The following is a 15,303-nucleotide window of genomic DNA, read 5'->3' on the forward strand; positions in this document are numbered from 1 at the left end:
AGGAGTCACCCCGCCGATATGGTTTGATACCTTCGACCGACCAAAGCCACGTCGTCGCGACCTGGACGATGGCGTTCCGGTCACACCAAAAGTGCCAAACAATCTTCTAGGCGGCGCGGCTGCATCGTTCGATGCGGACGATATTTTGAGCGCCTAAGCTCCGATGACCTCGCGCCCGATCAGCATTCGGCGAATCTCGTTCGTCCCCGCACCGATGTCGAGCAGCTTGGCGTCGCGGTAATAACGTTCGACCGGCCAGTCCTTTGTGTAGCCGGCACCGCCCAGCGCCTGCACCGCCTCGTTCGCGACCTTCACCGCATTCTCCGACGCCAGCAGGATCGCGCCCGCCGCGTCGTAGCGCGTCGTCTTGCCGGCGTCGCAAGCCCGCGCGACCTGGTAGACGTAGGCCCGCGCCGAATTCAGCGCGACGTACATGTCGGCGATCTTCGCCTGCATCAGCTGAAAACTGCCGATCGGCTTGCCGAACTGCTTGCGCTCGCGGACGTAGGGCAGGACCGTGTCGAGGCACGCCTGCATGATGCCGAGCTGCAAACCGGCGAGCACCGTGCGTTCGTAGTCGAGCCCGCTCATCAGCACCTCGACGCCCTTGTTTTCCTCGCCGAGGATGTTCTCGGGCGGCACGAAGCAGTCGTCGAACACCAGCTCCGCGGTCGGCGATCCGCGGATACCGAGCTTGTCGACCTTCTGCCCGATCGAGAAGCCGTCCATGCCCTTTTCGATCATGAAGGCGGTGATGCCGCGGCTGCCCTCACCAGTCTTCGCGTAGACGACGAGCGTGTCCGCCTCCGACCCGTTGGTGATCCAGAACTTGGTGCCGTTGAGGCGATAGCCGTTGCCACTCTTGTCGGCCTTCAGCTTCATGCTGACCACGTCGCTGCCCGCTCCCGCCTCGCTCATCGCCAGCGCGCCGACATGCTCGCCGCTGATTAGCTTGGGCAGATACTTCTGCTTCTGTTCGGGGTTCGCCCAGCGGCGGATCTGGTTGACGCAGAGATTGGAGTGCGCGCCGTAGCTGAGGCCCACCGATGCCGAGCCGCGCGCCACCTCTTCCTGCGCGACGACATGCTCGAGATAGCCCAGGCCAAGTCCGCCATCCGCCTCCTCAACCGTGATCCCATGCAGGCCAAGCTCGCCCATCTGCGGCCATAGCTGGCGCGGAAATTCGTCCGTCGCGTCGATCTCCGCGGCGATCGGCTCGATCTTGTCCTTGGTGAACCGCCGCGTCGTTTCGCGGATCGTGTCGGCCATCTCGCCCAGGTCGAAATCGAGCGTTGCTTCGGTCATTGGTCTTCTCTCCTGACCAGCGCCGCTAGCAGAGCGGGCCGCGTTTGAACAACCGCGCCCGCGGTCCTATGTGCACTGCAACAAATCGACTCCGGAGCTCAGCACATGGCAACCCAGGCAACCGATCCCACCGTCATTCTTTCCATCGCCCGCACGCCGATGGGCGCGATGCAGGGCTCGCTGGCCGGCGTGTCGGCGACGGAGCTGGGCGCGACGGCGGTGAAGGCGGCGGTCGAGCGCGCGGGCGTCAGCGGCGACGACATCGATCGCATCTACATGGGTTGCGTGCTGCCCGCCGGCCTCGGCCAGGCCCCGGCGCGTCAGGCGGCCTTGAAGGCGGGCCTGCCGAAGTCGGTCCAGGCGACGACGGTGAACAAGGTTTGCGGCTCCGGTATGCAGACGGTGATCATGGGGGACGAAGCGATCCGCACGGGCAATGCCGACGTGATCGTCGCGGGCGGCATGGAATCGATGACCAACGCGCCCTACCTGCTCAAGAAGCATCGCTCGGGCGCGCGGATCGGCCACGACACCGCCTATGACCACATGTTCCTCGACGGCCTCGAAGACGCCTATGAGGAAGGCCGCGCGATGGGCAGCTTCGCCCAGTGCACCGCCGACGAATATCAACTAACCCGCGAGCAGATGGACGATTACGCGATCGAAAGCCTGCGCCGCGCCAAGGACGCCATCGACAATGGCGGCTTCAAGGATGAGATCGTGCCGGTCACGATCAAGAGCCGCGCCGGCGAGACCCAGGTCGACACCGACGAGGCGCCAGGCCGCGGCCGTCCGGACAAGATCCCGCAGCTGAAGCCCGCTTTCGCCAAGGAAGGCACGATCACGGCGGCAACGTCATCATCGATCTCCGACGGCGCGGCTGCGGTCGTGCTGACCAGCGAGTCCAAGGCCAATGAAAAGGGCCTCCAACCCATAGCCCGCATCGTCGCCACCGCGGCGCATGCGCAGGAGCCCGCCCAGTTCACTGTCGCCCCCATTGGCGCGATCAACAAGGTCCTCGACAAGGCCGGTTGGAAGGCTGCGGACGTTGACCTGTGGGAAGTGAACGAGGCGTTCGCCTGCGTCGCCATGTTCGCGATGAAGGACCTCGGCATCCCGCACGAGAAGATCAACGTCCACGGCGGCGCGACCGCGCTTGGTCACCCGATCGGCGCGAGCGGCACGCGCATCCTCGTCACGCTGATCAACGCGCTAAAGGGCAAGGGCCTGAAGCGCGGCGTAGCGAGCCTCTGCATCGGTGGCGGCGAAGCCACGGCGGTGGCGGTGGAGCTGCTCTAGCGGACCATTACCATGGCGGCTCAGGTAACTGGTGGCTGCCTCTGCGGTAGCCTTCAAGTGGTCGCCACCGGCGATCCTAACCGGGTGGGCCTGTGCCATTGCCTCGATTGCCGAAAGCATCACGGCGCCACATTCTTTGCCGCCGCGATGTTCCCTGCGAATGCGATGACCATCACCGGCGAAACGCGCGCCTACGAGGGCCGACACTTCTGTCCGACTTGCGGCGGGTCTGTGTTCAATCGCTTCGGCGACGAGGTGGAAGTGCATCTCGGCGCGCTCGACGAACCCGGCCGCTTTACGCCAACTTATGAGTGCTGGACCGTCCGCCGCGAGCCGTGGCTGCCGCCGTTCCGTGTCGCCCACTCCTACGCCGGCAATCGCGAGGGACCGGGACGGACGGAGGACTAACCACAACAGCATTAGGAACGCGCCCTCCGCCACGCGGGTTTCTCCCGCGAAAGGATTTGGGATGGCAGAGGACAAAGAAACCGGCGCGGTTGGCGCCAAGCGCACCAGCAAAGGTCTGGGCTATTTCAGCATCGGGCTCGGACTAGCCGAGATCGCCGCGGCACGGCCGATTGCCCGCTGGCTCGGCCTTGAAGACAGTGGCACAGCGCGCAAGACGCTGCGGGCCTTCGGCGCTCGAGAGATTGCGGCGGGCGTGCTGGCGCTGCGTCAGCCCGCGGACTCCAAGGCCATGTGGAACCGTGTGGCGGGCGATGTCATGGATGCGACTGCACTTGGGCTCGCGCTGCGCGACTCAGACCGCAAAGGCGCGGTGGCTGGTGCGCTAGGCTTCGTCGGCGGCGCGATGATCGCCGACATCCTCACCGCGCGCGCTCTCGACCGCGACACTGGACGACTTCTCCCCACGAACCAGGAGGCCACGGCATGAGCACCCGCCCGCCCGAAGACGATGAACAACAGCCCGCCGACGCGGAACAGGAAGAAGCGATGGAACAGGCCCAGGAAGAGGCCACCGAAGAACGAAAGGACGAACGCGGCTATCAATAGGGCGGCTTAGGCCGGGCGGCGGACCACCGCGACCAAGCTCACGCCGAACGGCAGCGGGACCCGGCCGATCAGTCCCGCCTCCGCGCCGAATACCCGCTTCAGTGCACCGTTGACCGGCCTGCTCGGCAGCTGGTCGTCGGCGCTCTCGCGGCGGGTCATCTTTCCCACTGCCCGCGCGGCGGCGATCAGCGGGAACAGCAGGCTGTTGAAATAGCTCAGCAGCTGCACTTCCAGCCCGGCACGCAGGAACAGGTCGGCCAGCTGCGCACGCGTGTATCGGCGGAAATGGTGGTGGGCCGCGTCGTGCGCGCTCCACATCCACGGGTTTGCCGGGACGCTCAGCAGCAATGCGCCGCCTGGCTTCAGCCGTCGGTGGATCGCTCGCAGCGAGGCGAGGTCGTCCGGCACATGCTCGAGCACGTCGAGCAGGGCGATGAGGTCGTAGGCATTGCGCTCGAACATCGACAGGTCGGGCAGCTTGGCTTCCTTGACCGTTCCCGGATGCCGCGCGTTTGCCAGCGTCCGCGCCGAATGGTCGAGCTCGCTCGCCTCGACGGAGCCGAACGCCTTCAGCATCGGGATGTTGTGCCCGGTCCCGCACCCGACTTCCAGGATGCGCGCGTCCTGCGGCGGGCGAACCACCCGCCTGATCAGGTTGTCGAGGATGCGCCGGCGGGCGATGAACCACCAATGATGCTGGTCCAGTTCAGCCATGCGATCGAAGACGGCGCGTTCCATTCATTCCCCCCGTTGCCGCTCCGTCTTTCGCGACAACAGGTAAAGGTCTCGTAAACCATTCCGCCCTAGCTTCGCCAGCAACAGGGGAGGACAAGTTGGCCGCTCAGCGGAAGAAACTGGCGATCGCGCCATCACCGGCGATGGGCGACCTGCATGCCCAACTGGTCAAGCGCGGCATGGTCGCGCCGCTCCTCACGGTCGTCGTCCCGGTCAAGAATGAGGAAATGGCGATCCTGCCCTTCGTCGAGCGCGTCGGTGCGATCCTCGAGGAAACGGCCGAGGGCGCCGGATGGGAGATCCTGTTCGTTGACGACGGCAGCACCGACGCCACGCTCGCCGCCATCGTCGCCGCCAACCTCGAGGACCCCCGCGTCCGCGCGCTCTCGCTGTCGCGCAACTTCGGCAAGGAAGCCGCGCTCAGCGCCGGCCTCGACCACGCGCGCGGCAACGCCGTCATCCCAATGGACGTCGATATGCAGGACCCGCCCGAGGTGCTGCCCGAGATGGTCGCCAAATGGCGCGAAGGCCATGAAATGGTGTTCGGCGTCCGCCGCTGCCGCCAGAGCGACAGCTTCGCCAAGCGCCTCACCGCCGGCCTCTATTATCGCGCCCACAACATGGTCGCCACCGACAAAATCCCGGAGAATGCGGGCGACTTCCGGCTGATGGACCGCAAGGTCGTCGACGTCATCCGCGCAATGCCCGAGCGCAACCGCTTCATGAAGGGACTGTTCGCCTGGGCGGGCTTCCGCCAGGCCGCCGTCGAATATGACCGCACCGAGCGCGAGACCGGCACCAGCAAGTTCAACTACTGGAAGCTTTGGACACTCGCCCTCGACGGCATCACCAGCGCGTCGACCGTGCCGCTGCGCATCTGGAGCTATATCGGCGCGCTGGTCGCCCTGTTCGCTATTGGCTTCGCGGGGTGGCTGACGATCCAGACGATGATCTTCGGCAACCCGGTCCCGGGCTACGCGTCGCTGATGACCTCGGTGCTGTTCCTCGGCGGCATCCAGCTCATCTCGCTCGGCGTGCTCGGCGAATATGTCGGCCGCATCCTTACCGAGACCAAGCAGCGCCCGCTTTATGTCGTGCGCGACACCGTGGGCATTGAATCGGAGCTGTTTCGCTAGCGCCCGAGAATCTGATCGACCAACTGCCGCAAGTTCGCGAACTCGCTGAGCCGCAAACCATCCGCACCCTTCGCGCCCTTCGGCACCCAGCCTTGCTCGAACCCCAGCTTCGCCGCTTCCTTCAGCCGCAGCCCCATGTGCGCGACCGGACGGATTTCGCCCGACAGCGCGATCTCGCCAAGCACCACGCTCTCGCTTGGCACGGGCCGCTCGGACATCGCCGACACCAGCGCGGCGGCCACCGCCAGGTCCGCCGCGGGATCGCTCAGCCGATAACCACCCGCGACATTCAGATAGACCTCCGCCGTCGCGAAGCTCAGCCCGCAGCGCGCCTCCAGCACCGCCAGGATCATGGCCAGCCGTCCGCTGTCCCAGCCGACTGCCGCACGCCGCGGCGTGGCGCCCGTCGCCAGCCGCACCGTCAGCGCCTGAATCTCGACCAGCACCGGGCGCGTACCTTCCATCGCCGGGAACACGCTCGTGCCGCTGACCGGCTCGCCGCGGTGCGTCAGGAACAAAGCCGACGGGTTGGGCACCTCGGTCAGCCCCTGCCCTTCCATCGCGAACACGCCGATCTCGTCGGTGCCGCCGAAGCGGTTCTTGATGGCCCGCATGATGCGATACTGGTGGCTGCGCTCGCCCTCGAAGCTGAGCACCGTATCGACCATATGCTCCAGCACGCGCGGGCCCGCGATCGACCCGTCCTTGGTGACGTGCCCGACCAGCACCATCGCTACGCCGCGCTCCTTGGCAAAGCGCACCAGCTCCTGCGCCGACGCGCGCACCTGGCTGACCGTGCCCGGCGCACCTTCGATCAGGTCCGAATGCATGGTCTGGATCGAATCAATGATCAGCAGCGCGGGCGCCTCGCCCTCACCCACCGTCGTCAGGATGTCGCGAACGGAGGTTGCCGCCGCCAGCCGCACCGGCGCGCTGCCAAGCCCCAGCCGCACCGCGCGCAACCGCACCTGCTCCGCTGATTCCTCGCCCGAGACATAAATGACGGGGCGCCCCGAACTTGCCAGCTTCGCCGCCACTTGCAGAAGCAGCGTGGACTTGCCGATCCCCGGATCGCCGCCGACCAGCATCGCCGACCCCGGCACGATTCCGCCGCCGATCGCCCGGTCGAATTCCGCGAGCCCGCTCGGCATCCGCTCCGGCAAAGCCGCCGGCGTATCCAGCCCAACCAGCGGAATTGCGCGGCCGCCGCCCTGCAGATTGTGCTTGGCGGCGAAGATGCTCGACACCTCGGCGCTCTCCTGCACCAAGGTGTTCCACTCGGCGCAATCGGCGCACTGACCCTGCCAGCGGGAAGTGACCGACCCGCAGGCCTGGCAGACGTATCGGGACTTGGGCTTCGCCATCGTGCAGCTGGTCTAAACGGTTGAGCAACGGTCGCAACCGCCTTCGATACCATCCGTTCAGCAGTCCGGCGGGGCGGGCAATCCAGGAGTTTTTTCAATGCCCTATGCAAAGGCCAAGGACGGCACCAAGCTTTATTACAAGGATTGGGGCCGCGGCGATCCCGTCGTCCTGATGCACGGCTGGCCGCTGACCGGCGACACGTTCGATGACGCCGCCATGCGCCTCGTCGAAGCCGGCAAGCGCTGCATCATCCCCGACCGTCGCGGCTTCGGCCGCTCGGACCAGCCGTGGGACGGCCACGATTACGACACCTACGCCGACGACGTCACGGCGGTTCTCGAAGATGCCGGCGTGCAGGAACCGGTGGCGCTGGTGGGCTTCTCGATGGGCGGCGGCGAGGTCGTGCGCTTCCTCACCAAACAGGGCAAGAACCGCGTCAGCAAGGCCGTGCTGATCAGCTCGGTCGTGCCTTACATGCTGCAGACCGACGACAATCCGAACGGCGTGCCTCAATCGACTTTCGACGAGATGACCGAGGGCATGAAAAAGGACCGCGAGGACTTCTTCCAGTCGTTCTTCAAGGACTTCTTCGGTGTTGGCGTCGTCTCGCATCCGGTCAGCGACGGCGTTCTGATGAACGCTTGGCGCCAATCGATGCTGGCTGGCCTGCGTCCGACGCTCGCCGCGGCCCAGGCCTTCGCGACGACGGATTTCCGTCCTGACCTGAAAAGCTTCGACGGCGTGCCGACGCTCGTCATCCACGGGACGTCGGACAAGACGGTGCCGATCAATGCCACGGGCCGCGTGGTCGCCGACCAGGTGCCCGGTGCCCAGCTGATCGAATATGACGGCAGCGCGCACGGCTTGTTCGCCACCGACAAGGAACGGCTGTGCGACGACCTCGTCAGCTTCCTCAGCGGCTCCGGCTCCGGCTCCGTCGGCCAGCAGGCCGAACAGCGCCAGGACGAAGCCGCTTACTAGTCGATCGCGAGGGGAGCGAGAAATCGCTCCCCCCTCTTTTCCCGACGGTGCGTGGTGGCTAACCCGCACCCGTGAAACGCTTCGTCCATTCATTGCTGGAAAGCGAAAGCGGTAGCGGGCTGGTGCTCATCGGCGCCGCCGCATTGGCGCTGCTTATTGCTAACTCCCCGTTAGCGCCGGCCTACTTCGCGGCGCTTGAACATCATGCGGGGCCGCTCAGCCTTCTGCACTGGATCAACGATGCCGCCATGGCCGTCTTCTTCCTGCTCATCGGACTGGAGATCAAACGCGAATTCGTTGGCGGTGAGCTTTCGGCCTGGCCGCAACGCGTGCTGCCGGGCCTCGCGGCTGCCGGCGGCATGGTCGTTCCGGCCGCAATCTATCTGATGTTCAACCGGCACTATCCCGAAAACGTAAGTGGTTGGGCCGTGCCGACGGCCACGGACATCGCTTTCGCACTCGGCGTCCTGTCCTTGTTGGGGTCGCGGATACCGAAATCCTTGAAACTCTTCCTCACCGCGCTGGCGATCATCGATGATCTTGGCGCCGTCGCGATCATCGCGCTGCTATATACTGCCGGCTTGCAGCCGTTGTGGCTCGCTTCCGCGACACTCGTCATCGCCGTCTTGTGGAGCTTGAACCGGTTCGGCGTCACGCGCCTGTCGCCCTACCTCGTGCTTGGCGCTGTCTTGTGGTTCCTCGTCCATGAATCTGGAGTCCATGCGACTATTGCAGGGGTGTTGCTGGCGCTGACCATTCCCGTGAAACCGGATCACGCCGCGTCGCCACTGCACAAGCTGGAGCACTTCCTGCAGCCGTGGGTGGGCTTCATCATCGTGCCGCTGTTCGGGTTTGCCAACGCCGGGGTAAGGTTGAGCGTAGCCGGATTGGAGGGAGCTGCCCTCCAAGTGCCAATGGGCATCGCCATCGGGCTTTTCGTCGGCAAGCAGCTTGGCGTTTTTTCAATGACCTGGGGGGCGATCAAGCTGGGCTGGGCGCCGCGTCCCGAAGGAACCTCGTTGCGGCAGCTGTATGGCGTCAGCGTCCTCTGCGGGATCGGCTTCACCATGAGCCTGTTCATCGGCCTCCTCGCGTTTCCGGAGGCGGCGGAGCTCCAGGGTGGGGTGAAGCTCGGCGTCCTCGCCGGCTCCGTGGCCTCGGCTCTGCTAGGCGTTGCCGTTCTCTTGAAGCCTTCTTCGCCAAGGGCCAAAATTCCGGTTCCGCCCTCATGGAACTGAGTGGCAACGCGCTCGCGCCAATCGGTGCGTTGCTGATCATCGCTTGCCTGATCGCCATGCTGACCCGGCGCTTTGGCTGGCCCTACGCGGTCGGGCTTGCGGCAGCCGGCATCGGCATCGCGTCACTGCCGAATGTGCCGACGGTCCCCCTATCGCGCGACCTCATCTTCAATATCTTTCTGCCGCCGTTGGTTTTTGAAGCAGCGTTGCAGCTCCGGTGGAAGGAGTTTCGCCGGGAAATGCCCGTTACCCTGCTATTGGCGTTCCTCGGAGTAGCTTTTGCCGCCGCCGTCGTCGCTGGCGGGATGCACTATTTTCTCTCTTGGTCCTGGCTGGGCGCAGCGCTGTTCGGCGTATTGATCGCGGCGACTGACCCCGTCAGCGTCATCGCGTCATTCCGTGAGATGAAGGTAGAGCCGCGGCTCAGCCTGTTGGTCGAGTCGGAAAGCCTGCTCAACGACGGTGTGGTAGCGGTCGCCTTCTCGGTGCTGCTCGGAATTGTCGCGTCGAGCGAGACTACTTCGGCGCTTTCGATCGCGGGAAATTTTGCCTGGACGCTGGGCGGCGGTGTGCTGATCGGCGCCGCCACGAGTGGTGCGATCTTGATGATGGCGGGACGCACCAGCGATCATCTGGTCGAGATCACCCTGAGCACAATTGCGGCTTATGGGTCGTTTCTACTAGCCGAACATCTTCACGCATCAGGTGTGCTGGCGTCGCTCACGGCCGGTCTGGTCATCGGCAACATTGGATGGATGGGCGCAATTTCGCACAAAGGGCGGCAGCATCTGATGGACGCGTGGGATTTCTTCGCGTTCCTTGCCAATTCGTTCGTTTTCCTGCTGATCGGCATGAACGAGGCAACGACTCCTCTCGGTTTGCTGAATTTCACGACGGCGGCCGTCGCGATCGCTCTTGTCCTGCTCGGTCGAGTCGCGGCTGTTTACCCGCTTTCCGCCGTGTTCACGCGAACGCACCTCGCCGTTCCAATGCGCTACCAGCACATTCTGTTCTGGGGAGGGCTGCGCGGGGCGCTGGCCCTTGCCCTAGCACTTGCGCTGCCCCCGGTTCCCGAGCGCACGGCGATTATCCTTACGACCTTTATCGTGGTCGCTTTCTCCCTCTTCGTTCAGGGCCTCACGATGCCCAAGCTGGTCCGTAGGCTCGGGATCGAATGTGGTGTCAATGACCAGGAAGGGCGTTGCTCCGGCTAGACCCGCTGGCTACGCGGCTAGGGTGAGCTTCCTCCCCGAACCGCTGCGAATTCCCGCTTTCCGCGCTTATTGGGTAGCGCGCTTTTCCGCGACGATCGCGCAAATGGCGATGGTCATCGTCATCGGCTGGCAGGTCTACGACATCGCCCGGTCCATTCATCAAATGAGCGTGCGCGACGCCTCGCTCCAGCTTGGCCTGATCGGCGTCGCGCAGTTCGTGCCGTTGTTCGCCCTAAGCCTGATCGCGGGCTGGACCGCCGACCGCGTCGACCGCCGCTGGATCGCGCGCGCCTCGGTCTCGCTGGAGCTGATTTGCGCGGTCGCCTTGGCCTGGCACGCGCATGCCCAATGGAACAGCCTGCCATTCCTCTACGCAATCGCCGCGCTGCTCGGCGTCGCCCGTGCCTTTGCCGGACCTGCGCTCGGTGCGCTCGCTCCCAACCTCGTTCCGCGCGACATTCTGCCCCGCGCAATCGCATTGTCCTCGATCGCTTGGCAGGTGGGCACGATCCTCGGTCCAGCGCTCGGCGGTTATCTCTACGCTGTCAGCCCGCAGACGCCTTACGAGGCTAGCGCGGTCCTGTTCGCGACGTCGCTCTTTTGCCTCTTGCTACTGCCCGTCATCGCCAAGCCGGAGATCGACCGCACCCGCTCTCCATGGAAGCAGGTGGTCGATGGCCTGCACTACGTTCGCCAGAACCGCCTCGTGCTCGGCGCGATCAGCCTCGACCTGTTCGCGGTGCTGTTGGGCGGGGCCACGGCCATGCTTCCGGTATTCGCCCGCGACATCCTTCATGCGGGGCCAGAGGGGCTTGGCCACCTCCGTGCCGCGCCTGCCGTGGGTGCCACACTCACCGCCATCTGGTTCGCCTTCCGGCCGCTCAAGCACAATGTCGGCGTGAAGATGCTGACCGCCGTCGGCGTCTTCGGCGGGGCGACCATCATATTCGGGCTGTCGAGATCCATGCCGCTCAGTCTCCTCTGCCTGGCGCTGCTCGGCGCCGCCGACATGCTCAGCGTGTACGTCCGCCAGTCGCTGATCCAGCTTTACACACCCGACGCCATGCGCGGCCGCGTGGCGGCCGTGTCGACGCTCTTCATATCCGCCTCGAACGAGATGGGCGAAGCCGAAAGCGGTTTTCTCGCCGCTCTAGTCGGGCCCGTCGTGGCGGTGGTCGGCGGCGGCATCGGCGCGATCCTCGTTGTTATTGCCTGGTCGCGAATATTCCCGGAATTGCGCCTTGCACGGACCTTCGAGGCCCCCAATCTGGACGCCACCCCCGCAAAGGAGATCAGCGCATGAAGGCCGCCAACATCCTCGAGACGATCGGCAAGACTCCGGTTATCCGGCTCAATCGACTGTTCGGCGATCGCGCGGAAGTCTGGGTCAAGTCTGAACGCGCCAACCCCGGCGGCTCGATCAAGGACCGCATCGCACTGGCGATGATCGAGGACGCGGAGCGCAGCGGCAAGCTCAAGCCCGGCGGAACGATCATCGAGCCCACCTCAGGCAACACCGGCATCGGCCTTGCCATGGTCGCCGCGGTCAAGGGCTACAAATTGATCCTCGTCATGCCCGACAGCATGAGCGTCGAGCGGCGTCGCCTGATGCTCGCTTATGGTGCCGAGTTCGAGCTGACGGACAAGGCCAAGGGCATGAAAGGGGCGGTCGAGCGGGCCGAGCAACTAATCGCGGAGAACCCCGGCAGCTGGATGCCCCGGCAGTTCGACAATCCCGCCAACGTCGAAGTGCACCGCAACACGACCGCTCAGGAAATTCTCGAAGATTTCGCTGATAATCCGCCCGATTATTTGATCACCGGTGTCGGCACCGGGGGACATATCACCGGCTGCGCGGAAGTCCTGAAGAAGGCCTGGCCCAACCTGAAGGTGTTCGCGGTGGAGCCGGCCTTGTCTGCGCTGCTGACAGGCGGTCCTCCGGGGCCCCATCCAATCCAGGGCCTCGGCGCGAATTTCATCCCGAGCATCCTCAACCGCGAGGTGCTGGACGGCGTGATCGACGTCGACGCCGGTCAGGCGAAGGAAATGGCTCGCCGCGCTGCGAGCGAAGAGGGAATCCTCATTGGTATTTCGTCCGGCGCATCCTTGGCAGCGATCGAGCAAAAGCTGCCCGAACTCGCCGACAAGCCGCGCATCCTGACCTTCAACTACGACACGGGCGAGCGCTATCTGTCGGTGCCTGACTTCCTGCCCGAAGAAAGCTAAGCTGCGCTTAACCCTGCTTCTTCAAGAGCCTGTTAACGGCGTAATGCTAAACACTCTGGATTACTGGGCTCGCGCGCGTTTCGGGCGAGCCGGGAGATCCGAGAAATCATGCGTCGCTCAAGGTTCGCTAACGAAATCGAAGCCAGCAACTCGGTTAGCGAGCGGCCCTCGATTCGCGACACCTTGTGGTTCGACGTCCGCAATCCAGAGCATAGCGACGAGGTCGAGCTTGCCGAATGGCGCGTGGCCGGCCTCGACCACCTCGCGCTGCTGCTCGGGTTCACCCATCTCCTGGTAACCATCGGCTACCTCTGCCTCTCGAGGTCGCTGCAGTGGATGCCCGCGCTCGATAACCCCTTGCTTCCCGCCGCGCTTGTGCTCTGCGTCGACGGCGCCGCGGCGTTCGCGCTGATTACCCGCGAGCGCTTCGAAATCGCGACTCAGACCATGGTCCGCGGGCTATGCGTCTATCTTGTCGTCGCCGGCCTCTTGTGGACGTGGTTCGGCCAGACGGTCGCCGACGATGCGTTCGCCGCACAGATCTCAGCGACCCAGGTTATCTTGTGCGCGGGCATCGGCATCGGAGCGATCGTCTCGATCAGTTCTCCCCCCTTAGCGCTGGTCAATACCATCGTGTCGGCAATGATGGCGGTCGTCCTCGCCGACACGCCGCTGGTCGCCGTCGGGGTCGAAATCTTCTCGCTGGTGCTGGTCGCCTACAGTGTTGCCGGGACGCGGCAGATCATCGCGACGGGCCGCGAGCGCATGAAGCTCGACGCGCTGGCGCGCAAATCGCTTCAGTTCATCAACGAGTTCGAAAATAGCGGGCGCGGCTGGTTCTGGGAAACCAATGCCCAGGGCACGTTGTCCTACGTATCGCGCCAGCTTGCCGACGATTTCGAATGCGAGCCCGCGGAACTGCTTGGGCGCCAATTCACCGACCTGCTCTCCGTCGACACCGGTTCGGATGTGATGGAGGAGCGCAAGACCCTCGGTTTCCATCTTTCGGCGCGCTTCCCATTCTCCGACGTGGTCGTTCGCCCGGCGAGCGAGCAGGACGTCCATTGGTCGTTGTCGGGCAATCCGATCTTCGACGTGCGTGGCCGCTTCCTCGGCTTCCGCGGTATCGGCACCGACCTCACCGAACAGCGGAAATCCGAGCGCGAGATCTCGCGTCTCGCCCGCTTCGACTCACTGACCGGCCTCCCCAACCGCGCCATGATGCGGCAGACGCTGGACGAGGCCCTGCGCAACGCCGCGCACCGCCGCAAGGGCTGCGCCTTGTTCATGATCGATCTCGATCGCTTCAAGAACGTCAACGACACGCTTGGTCATCCCATTGGGGATGCCTTGCTGCGCGAAGTCGCCGAGCGGCTGAAATCCGTGATGGGCAACCACGGCCAAATCGGCCGTCTCGGCGGCGACGAATTCCAGGCGGTGCTGCCGGGCGCGGTCGACATCGGCCTGCTGGAATCCCTCGCCCGGACGCTGATCGAGCAGGTTTCCCGGCCCTACAGCATCGAAGGCAACAAGGTGACGATCGGCGCGTCGGTCGGCATCGCGATTGGCGATCCGGAACGCGCCAGCGCCGACGCCCTCGTCCGCAACGCCGACCTTGCGCTTTATGCCGCCAAGGGCGCGGGCCGCGGCAAGCACCGGCTCTACGAGCCATCGATGCACAGCGAGGCCGCCGAGCGGCAGCTGCTCGAGAACGATTTGCGGCAGGCCATCGAGCGCGGTGAATTGGCAGTCCACTACCAGCCTATCGTCCACGCGGCCGGCGAGGAGGTCTCGGGCTTTGAGGCGCTCGTGCGGTGGAACCACGGCAAGCGCGGTGCCATCTCGCCCGCAAAGTTCATCCCGCTTGCCGAGGAGGCAGGCCTGATCGGCACCATCGGCTCGTGGGTCTTGCGCACAGCGCTCGAGGAAGCCGCGCACTGGCCGGACCGCGTGCGGGTCGCCGTCAATCTGTCACCGCTGCAGTTCAACGATCCGGCGATCGTCGATTTCGTCCGGGCGACACTCAAGGAAACAGGCGTTCGCGCCGGGCGCCTCGAGTTGGAAATCACCGAAGGCGTTTTCCTGGCCGATGGAGACTCCACCGACGAAACCTTCGCCAAGCTCAAAGCGATCGGGGTGCGCCTAGCGCTCGACGATTTCGGAACGGGATACAGTTCGCTCGGCTATTTGAAGAAGGCACCGTTCGACAAGATCAAGATCGACCAAAGCTTCGTGCGCGGCGCCGCTTCAAGCACCAACCGCAATGCGGCGATCATCCGAGCGATCGTCACGCTCGCGGAGACGCTGGGAATGGACACCTGCGCCGAGGGCGTCGAGACCCACGACGACCTGCAGCTCATTCGTGAACTCGGGGTGAGCATGGTGCAGGGCTACATCTTCAGTAAGCCGGAGCCCGCCGAGACGGCGCGCCACATCGCCAATAATGTGACGATGGAGGCTGCCGGTTTCGCGTGCGTCCGAGAACCGCGCCACCGCCTGATGCGACGCGCGATCGCTCTTCTGGAGGGCGAGATGGTGGAACTCCGTCTCCGCAACATTTCATCCATGGGCGCGCTTGCGGAATGCAAGGTCCCGGTGACGCCTGGCGATGAGCTGACCATCGATATTGTAGGCGTCGGCCCGGTTCGGGGCATTGTGCGGTGGTCGCAAGCCGACCAGTTCGGCATTCAGTTCGAAGGCCAATTCGACCTCGGCCGCCTCGCACCCAGAAGGGAAGCGAAGCCGTCGAACGCCCTGCCCTCCTGGCACGCCGAGCGGCGCGCCGGCTGA

Annotated in this window: 14 protein-coding genes; 11 read left to right on the forward strand and 3 right to left on the reverse strand. The window is 64.9% G+C overall.

Annotated elements, in window-relative coordinates; all coding sequences use genetic code 11:
* Positions 1-153 precede the first annotated feature (153 nt).
* Entirely contained in the window at positions 154-1,305 is a 1,152-nt protein-coding gene (locus QU596_RS04850) for an acyl-CoA dehydrogenase family protein (RefSeq protein ID WP_308517505.1), read from the reverse strand.
* Between the two features lie 105 nt (positions 1,306-1,410).
* Here QU596_RS04850 and QU596_RS04855 point away from each other — a divergent pair, with 105 nt between their 5' ends.
* From QU596_RS04855 to QU596_RS04870, 4 genes are all read left to right on the forward strand, one after another.
* Positions 1,411-2,604: a thiolase family protein gene (locus QU596_RS04855; RefSeq protein WP_308517506.1), complete on the forward strand. Its 1,194-nt coding sequence runs from the start codon at positions 1,411-1,413 to the stop codon at positions 2,602-2,604.
* A 12-nt stretch (positions 2,605-2,616) separates the two neighbouring features.
* Positions 2,617-3,012 (forward strand): GFA family protein, encoded by a 396-nt coding sequence (locus QU596_RS04860; protein WP_308517507.1) that lies wholly within the window; start codon positions 2,617-2,619, stop codon positions 3,010-3,012.
* 61 nt (positions 3,013-3,073) lie between these two features.
* Positions 3,074-3,499, forward strand: coding sequence for a hypothetical protein (locus QU596_RS04865; protein WP_308517508.1), 426 nt, complete (start codon positions 3,074-3,076; stop codon positions 3,497-3,499).
* The gene (locus QU596_RS04870; protein ID WP_308517509.1) at positions 3,496-3,618 is read left to right on the forward strand and encodes a hypothetical protein; all 123 of its coding nucleotides are present in this window, start codon (positions 3,496-3,498) and stop codon (positions 3,616-3,618) included. Before QU596_RS04865 ends, QU596_RS04870 begins: the two co-directional genes overlap by 4 nt.
* 6 nt (positions 3,619-3,624) lie before the next feature.
* On the opposite strand, the gene QU596_RS04875 is transcribed toward QU596_RS04870, so the two are convergent.
* Positions 3,625-4,356, reverse strand: coding sequence for a class I SAM-dependent methyltransferase (locus tag QU596_RS04875; protein WP_308517510.1), 732 nt, complete (start codon positions 4,354-4,356; stop codon positions 3,625-3,627).
* A 95-nt stretch (positions 4,357-4,451) separates the two neighbouring features.
* Between QU596_RS04875 and QU596_RS04880 the strand changes: the two genes are divergently transcribed.
* Entirely contained in the window at positions 4,452-5,489 is a 1,038-nt protein-coding gene (locus QU596_RS04880; protein ID WP_308517511.1) for a glycosyltransferase family 2 protein, read from the forward strand.
* Here QU596_RS04880 and radA read toward each other — a convergent pair.
* Positions 5,486-6,853, reverse strand: a complete 1,368-nt coding sequence (radA, locus tag QU596_RS04885) for a DNA repair protein RadA (protein WP_308517512.1) — start codon at positions 6,851-6,853, stop codon at positions 5,486-5,488. The genes QU596_RS04880 and radA overlap by 4 nt on opposite strands.
* A 97-nt stretch (positions 6,854-6,950) precedes the next feature.
* On the opposite strand from radA, the gene QU596_RS04890 reads away from it, so the two are divergent.
* The 6 genes from QU596_RS04890 to QU596_RS04915 all read left to right on the forward strand — a co-directional run bounded on the left by QU596_RS04890 (position 6,951) and on the right by QU596_RS04915 (position 15,303).
* A complete protein-coding gene (locus tag QU596_RS04890) occupies positions 6,951-7,835 on the forward strand; it encodes an alpha/beta fold hydrolase (RefSeq protein ID WP_308517513.1) in 885 nt (294 codons plus the stop codon).
* Between the two features lie 71 nt (positions 7,836-7,906).
* Positions 7,907-9,073: a Na+/H+ antiporter NhaA gene (nhaA, locus tag QU596_RS04895; RefSeq protein WP_308517514.1), complete on the forward strand. Its 1,167-nt coding sequence runs from the start codon at positions 7,907-7,909 to the stop codon at positions 9,071-9,073.
* Positions 9,064-10,287, forward strand: a complete 1,224-nt coding sequence (locus tag QU596_RS04900; protein ID WP_308517515.1) for a cation:proton antiporter — start codon at positions 9,064-9,066, stop codon at positions 10,285-10,287. The genes nhaA and QU596_RS04900 overlap by 10 nt, the downstream gene beginning before the upstream one ends.
* Positions 10,288-10,309: 22 nt before the next feature.
* On the forward strand, positions 10,310-11,590 hold the full coding sequence (locus tag QU596_RS04905) for an MFS transporter (RefSeq protein WP_308517516.1): 1,281 nt from the start codon (positions 10,310-10,312) through the stop codon (positions 11,588-11,590).
* Positions 11,587-12,513 carry a cysteine synthase A gene (gene cysK, locus QU596_RS04910; RefSeq protein WP_308517517.1) on the forward strand — a complete coding sequence of 309 codons (927 nt, stop codon included), beginning with the start codon at positions 11,587-11,589 and terminating at the stop codon, positions 12,511-12,513. Before QU596_RS04905 ends, cysK begins: the two co-directional genes overlap by 4 nt.
* Positions 12,514-12,621: 108 nt before the next feature.
* On the forward strand, positions 12,622-15,303 hold the full coding sequence (locus QU596_RS04915; RefSeq protein WP_308517518.1) for a putative bifunctional diguanylate cyclase/phosphodiesterase: 2,682 nt from the start codon (positions 12,622-12,624) through the stop codon (positions 15,301-15,303).

The sequence above is a fragment of the Sphingomonas flavescens genome (assembly GCF_030866745.1).
Classification (GTDB): domain Bacteria; phylum Pseudomonadota; class Alphaproteobacteria; order Sphingomonadales; family Sphingomonadaceae; genus Sphingomicrobium; species Sphingomicrobium flavescens.

Bases quoted from the DNA above. Each gene is read 5' to 3' on its own strand.
- QU596_RS04850 (WP_308517505.1), bottom strand. From the start codon at position 1,305: ATGACCGAAGCAACGCTCGATTTCGACCTGGGCGAGATGGCCGACACG.
- QU596_RS04855 (WP_308517506.1), top strand. From the start codon at position 1,411: ATGGCAACCCAGGCAACCGATCCCACCGTCATTCTTTCCATCGCCCGC.
- QU596_RS04860 (WP_308517507.1), top strand. From the start codon at position 2,617: ATGGCGGCTCAGGTAACTGGTGGCTGCCTCTGCGGTAGCCTTCAAGTG.
- QU596_RS04865 (WP_308517508.1), top strand. From the start codon at position 3,074: ATGGCAGAGGACAAAGAAACCGGCGCGGTTGGCGCCAAGCGCACCAGC.
- QU596_RS04870 (WP_308517509.1), top strand. From the start codon at position 3,496: ATGAGCACCCGCCCGCCCGAAGACGATGAACAACAGCCCGCCGACGCG.
- QU596_RS04875 (WP_308517510.1), bottom strand. From the start codon at position 4,356: ATGGAACGCGCCGTCTTCGATCGCATGGCTGAACTGGACCAGCATCAT.
- radA (WP_308517512.1), bottom strand. From the start codon at position 6,853: ATGGCGAAGCCCAAGTCCCGATACGTCTGCCAGGCCTGCGGGTCGGTC.
- QU596_RS04890 (WP_308517513.1), top strand. From the start codon at position 6,951: ATGCCCTATGCAAAGGCCAAGGACGGCACCAAGCTTTATTACAAGGAT.
- QU596_RS04900 (WP_308517515.1), top strand. From the start codon at position 9,064: ATGGAACTGAGTGGCAACGCGCTCGCGCCAATCGGTGCGTTGCTGATC.
- cysK (WP_308517517.1), top strand. From the start codon at position 11,587: ATGAAGGCCGCCAACATCCTCGAGACGATCGGCAAGACTCCGGTTATC.
- QU596_RS04915 (WP_308517518.1), top strand. From the start codon at position 12,622: ATGCGTCGCTCAAGGTTCGCTAACGAAATCGAAGCCAGCAACTCGGTT.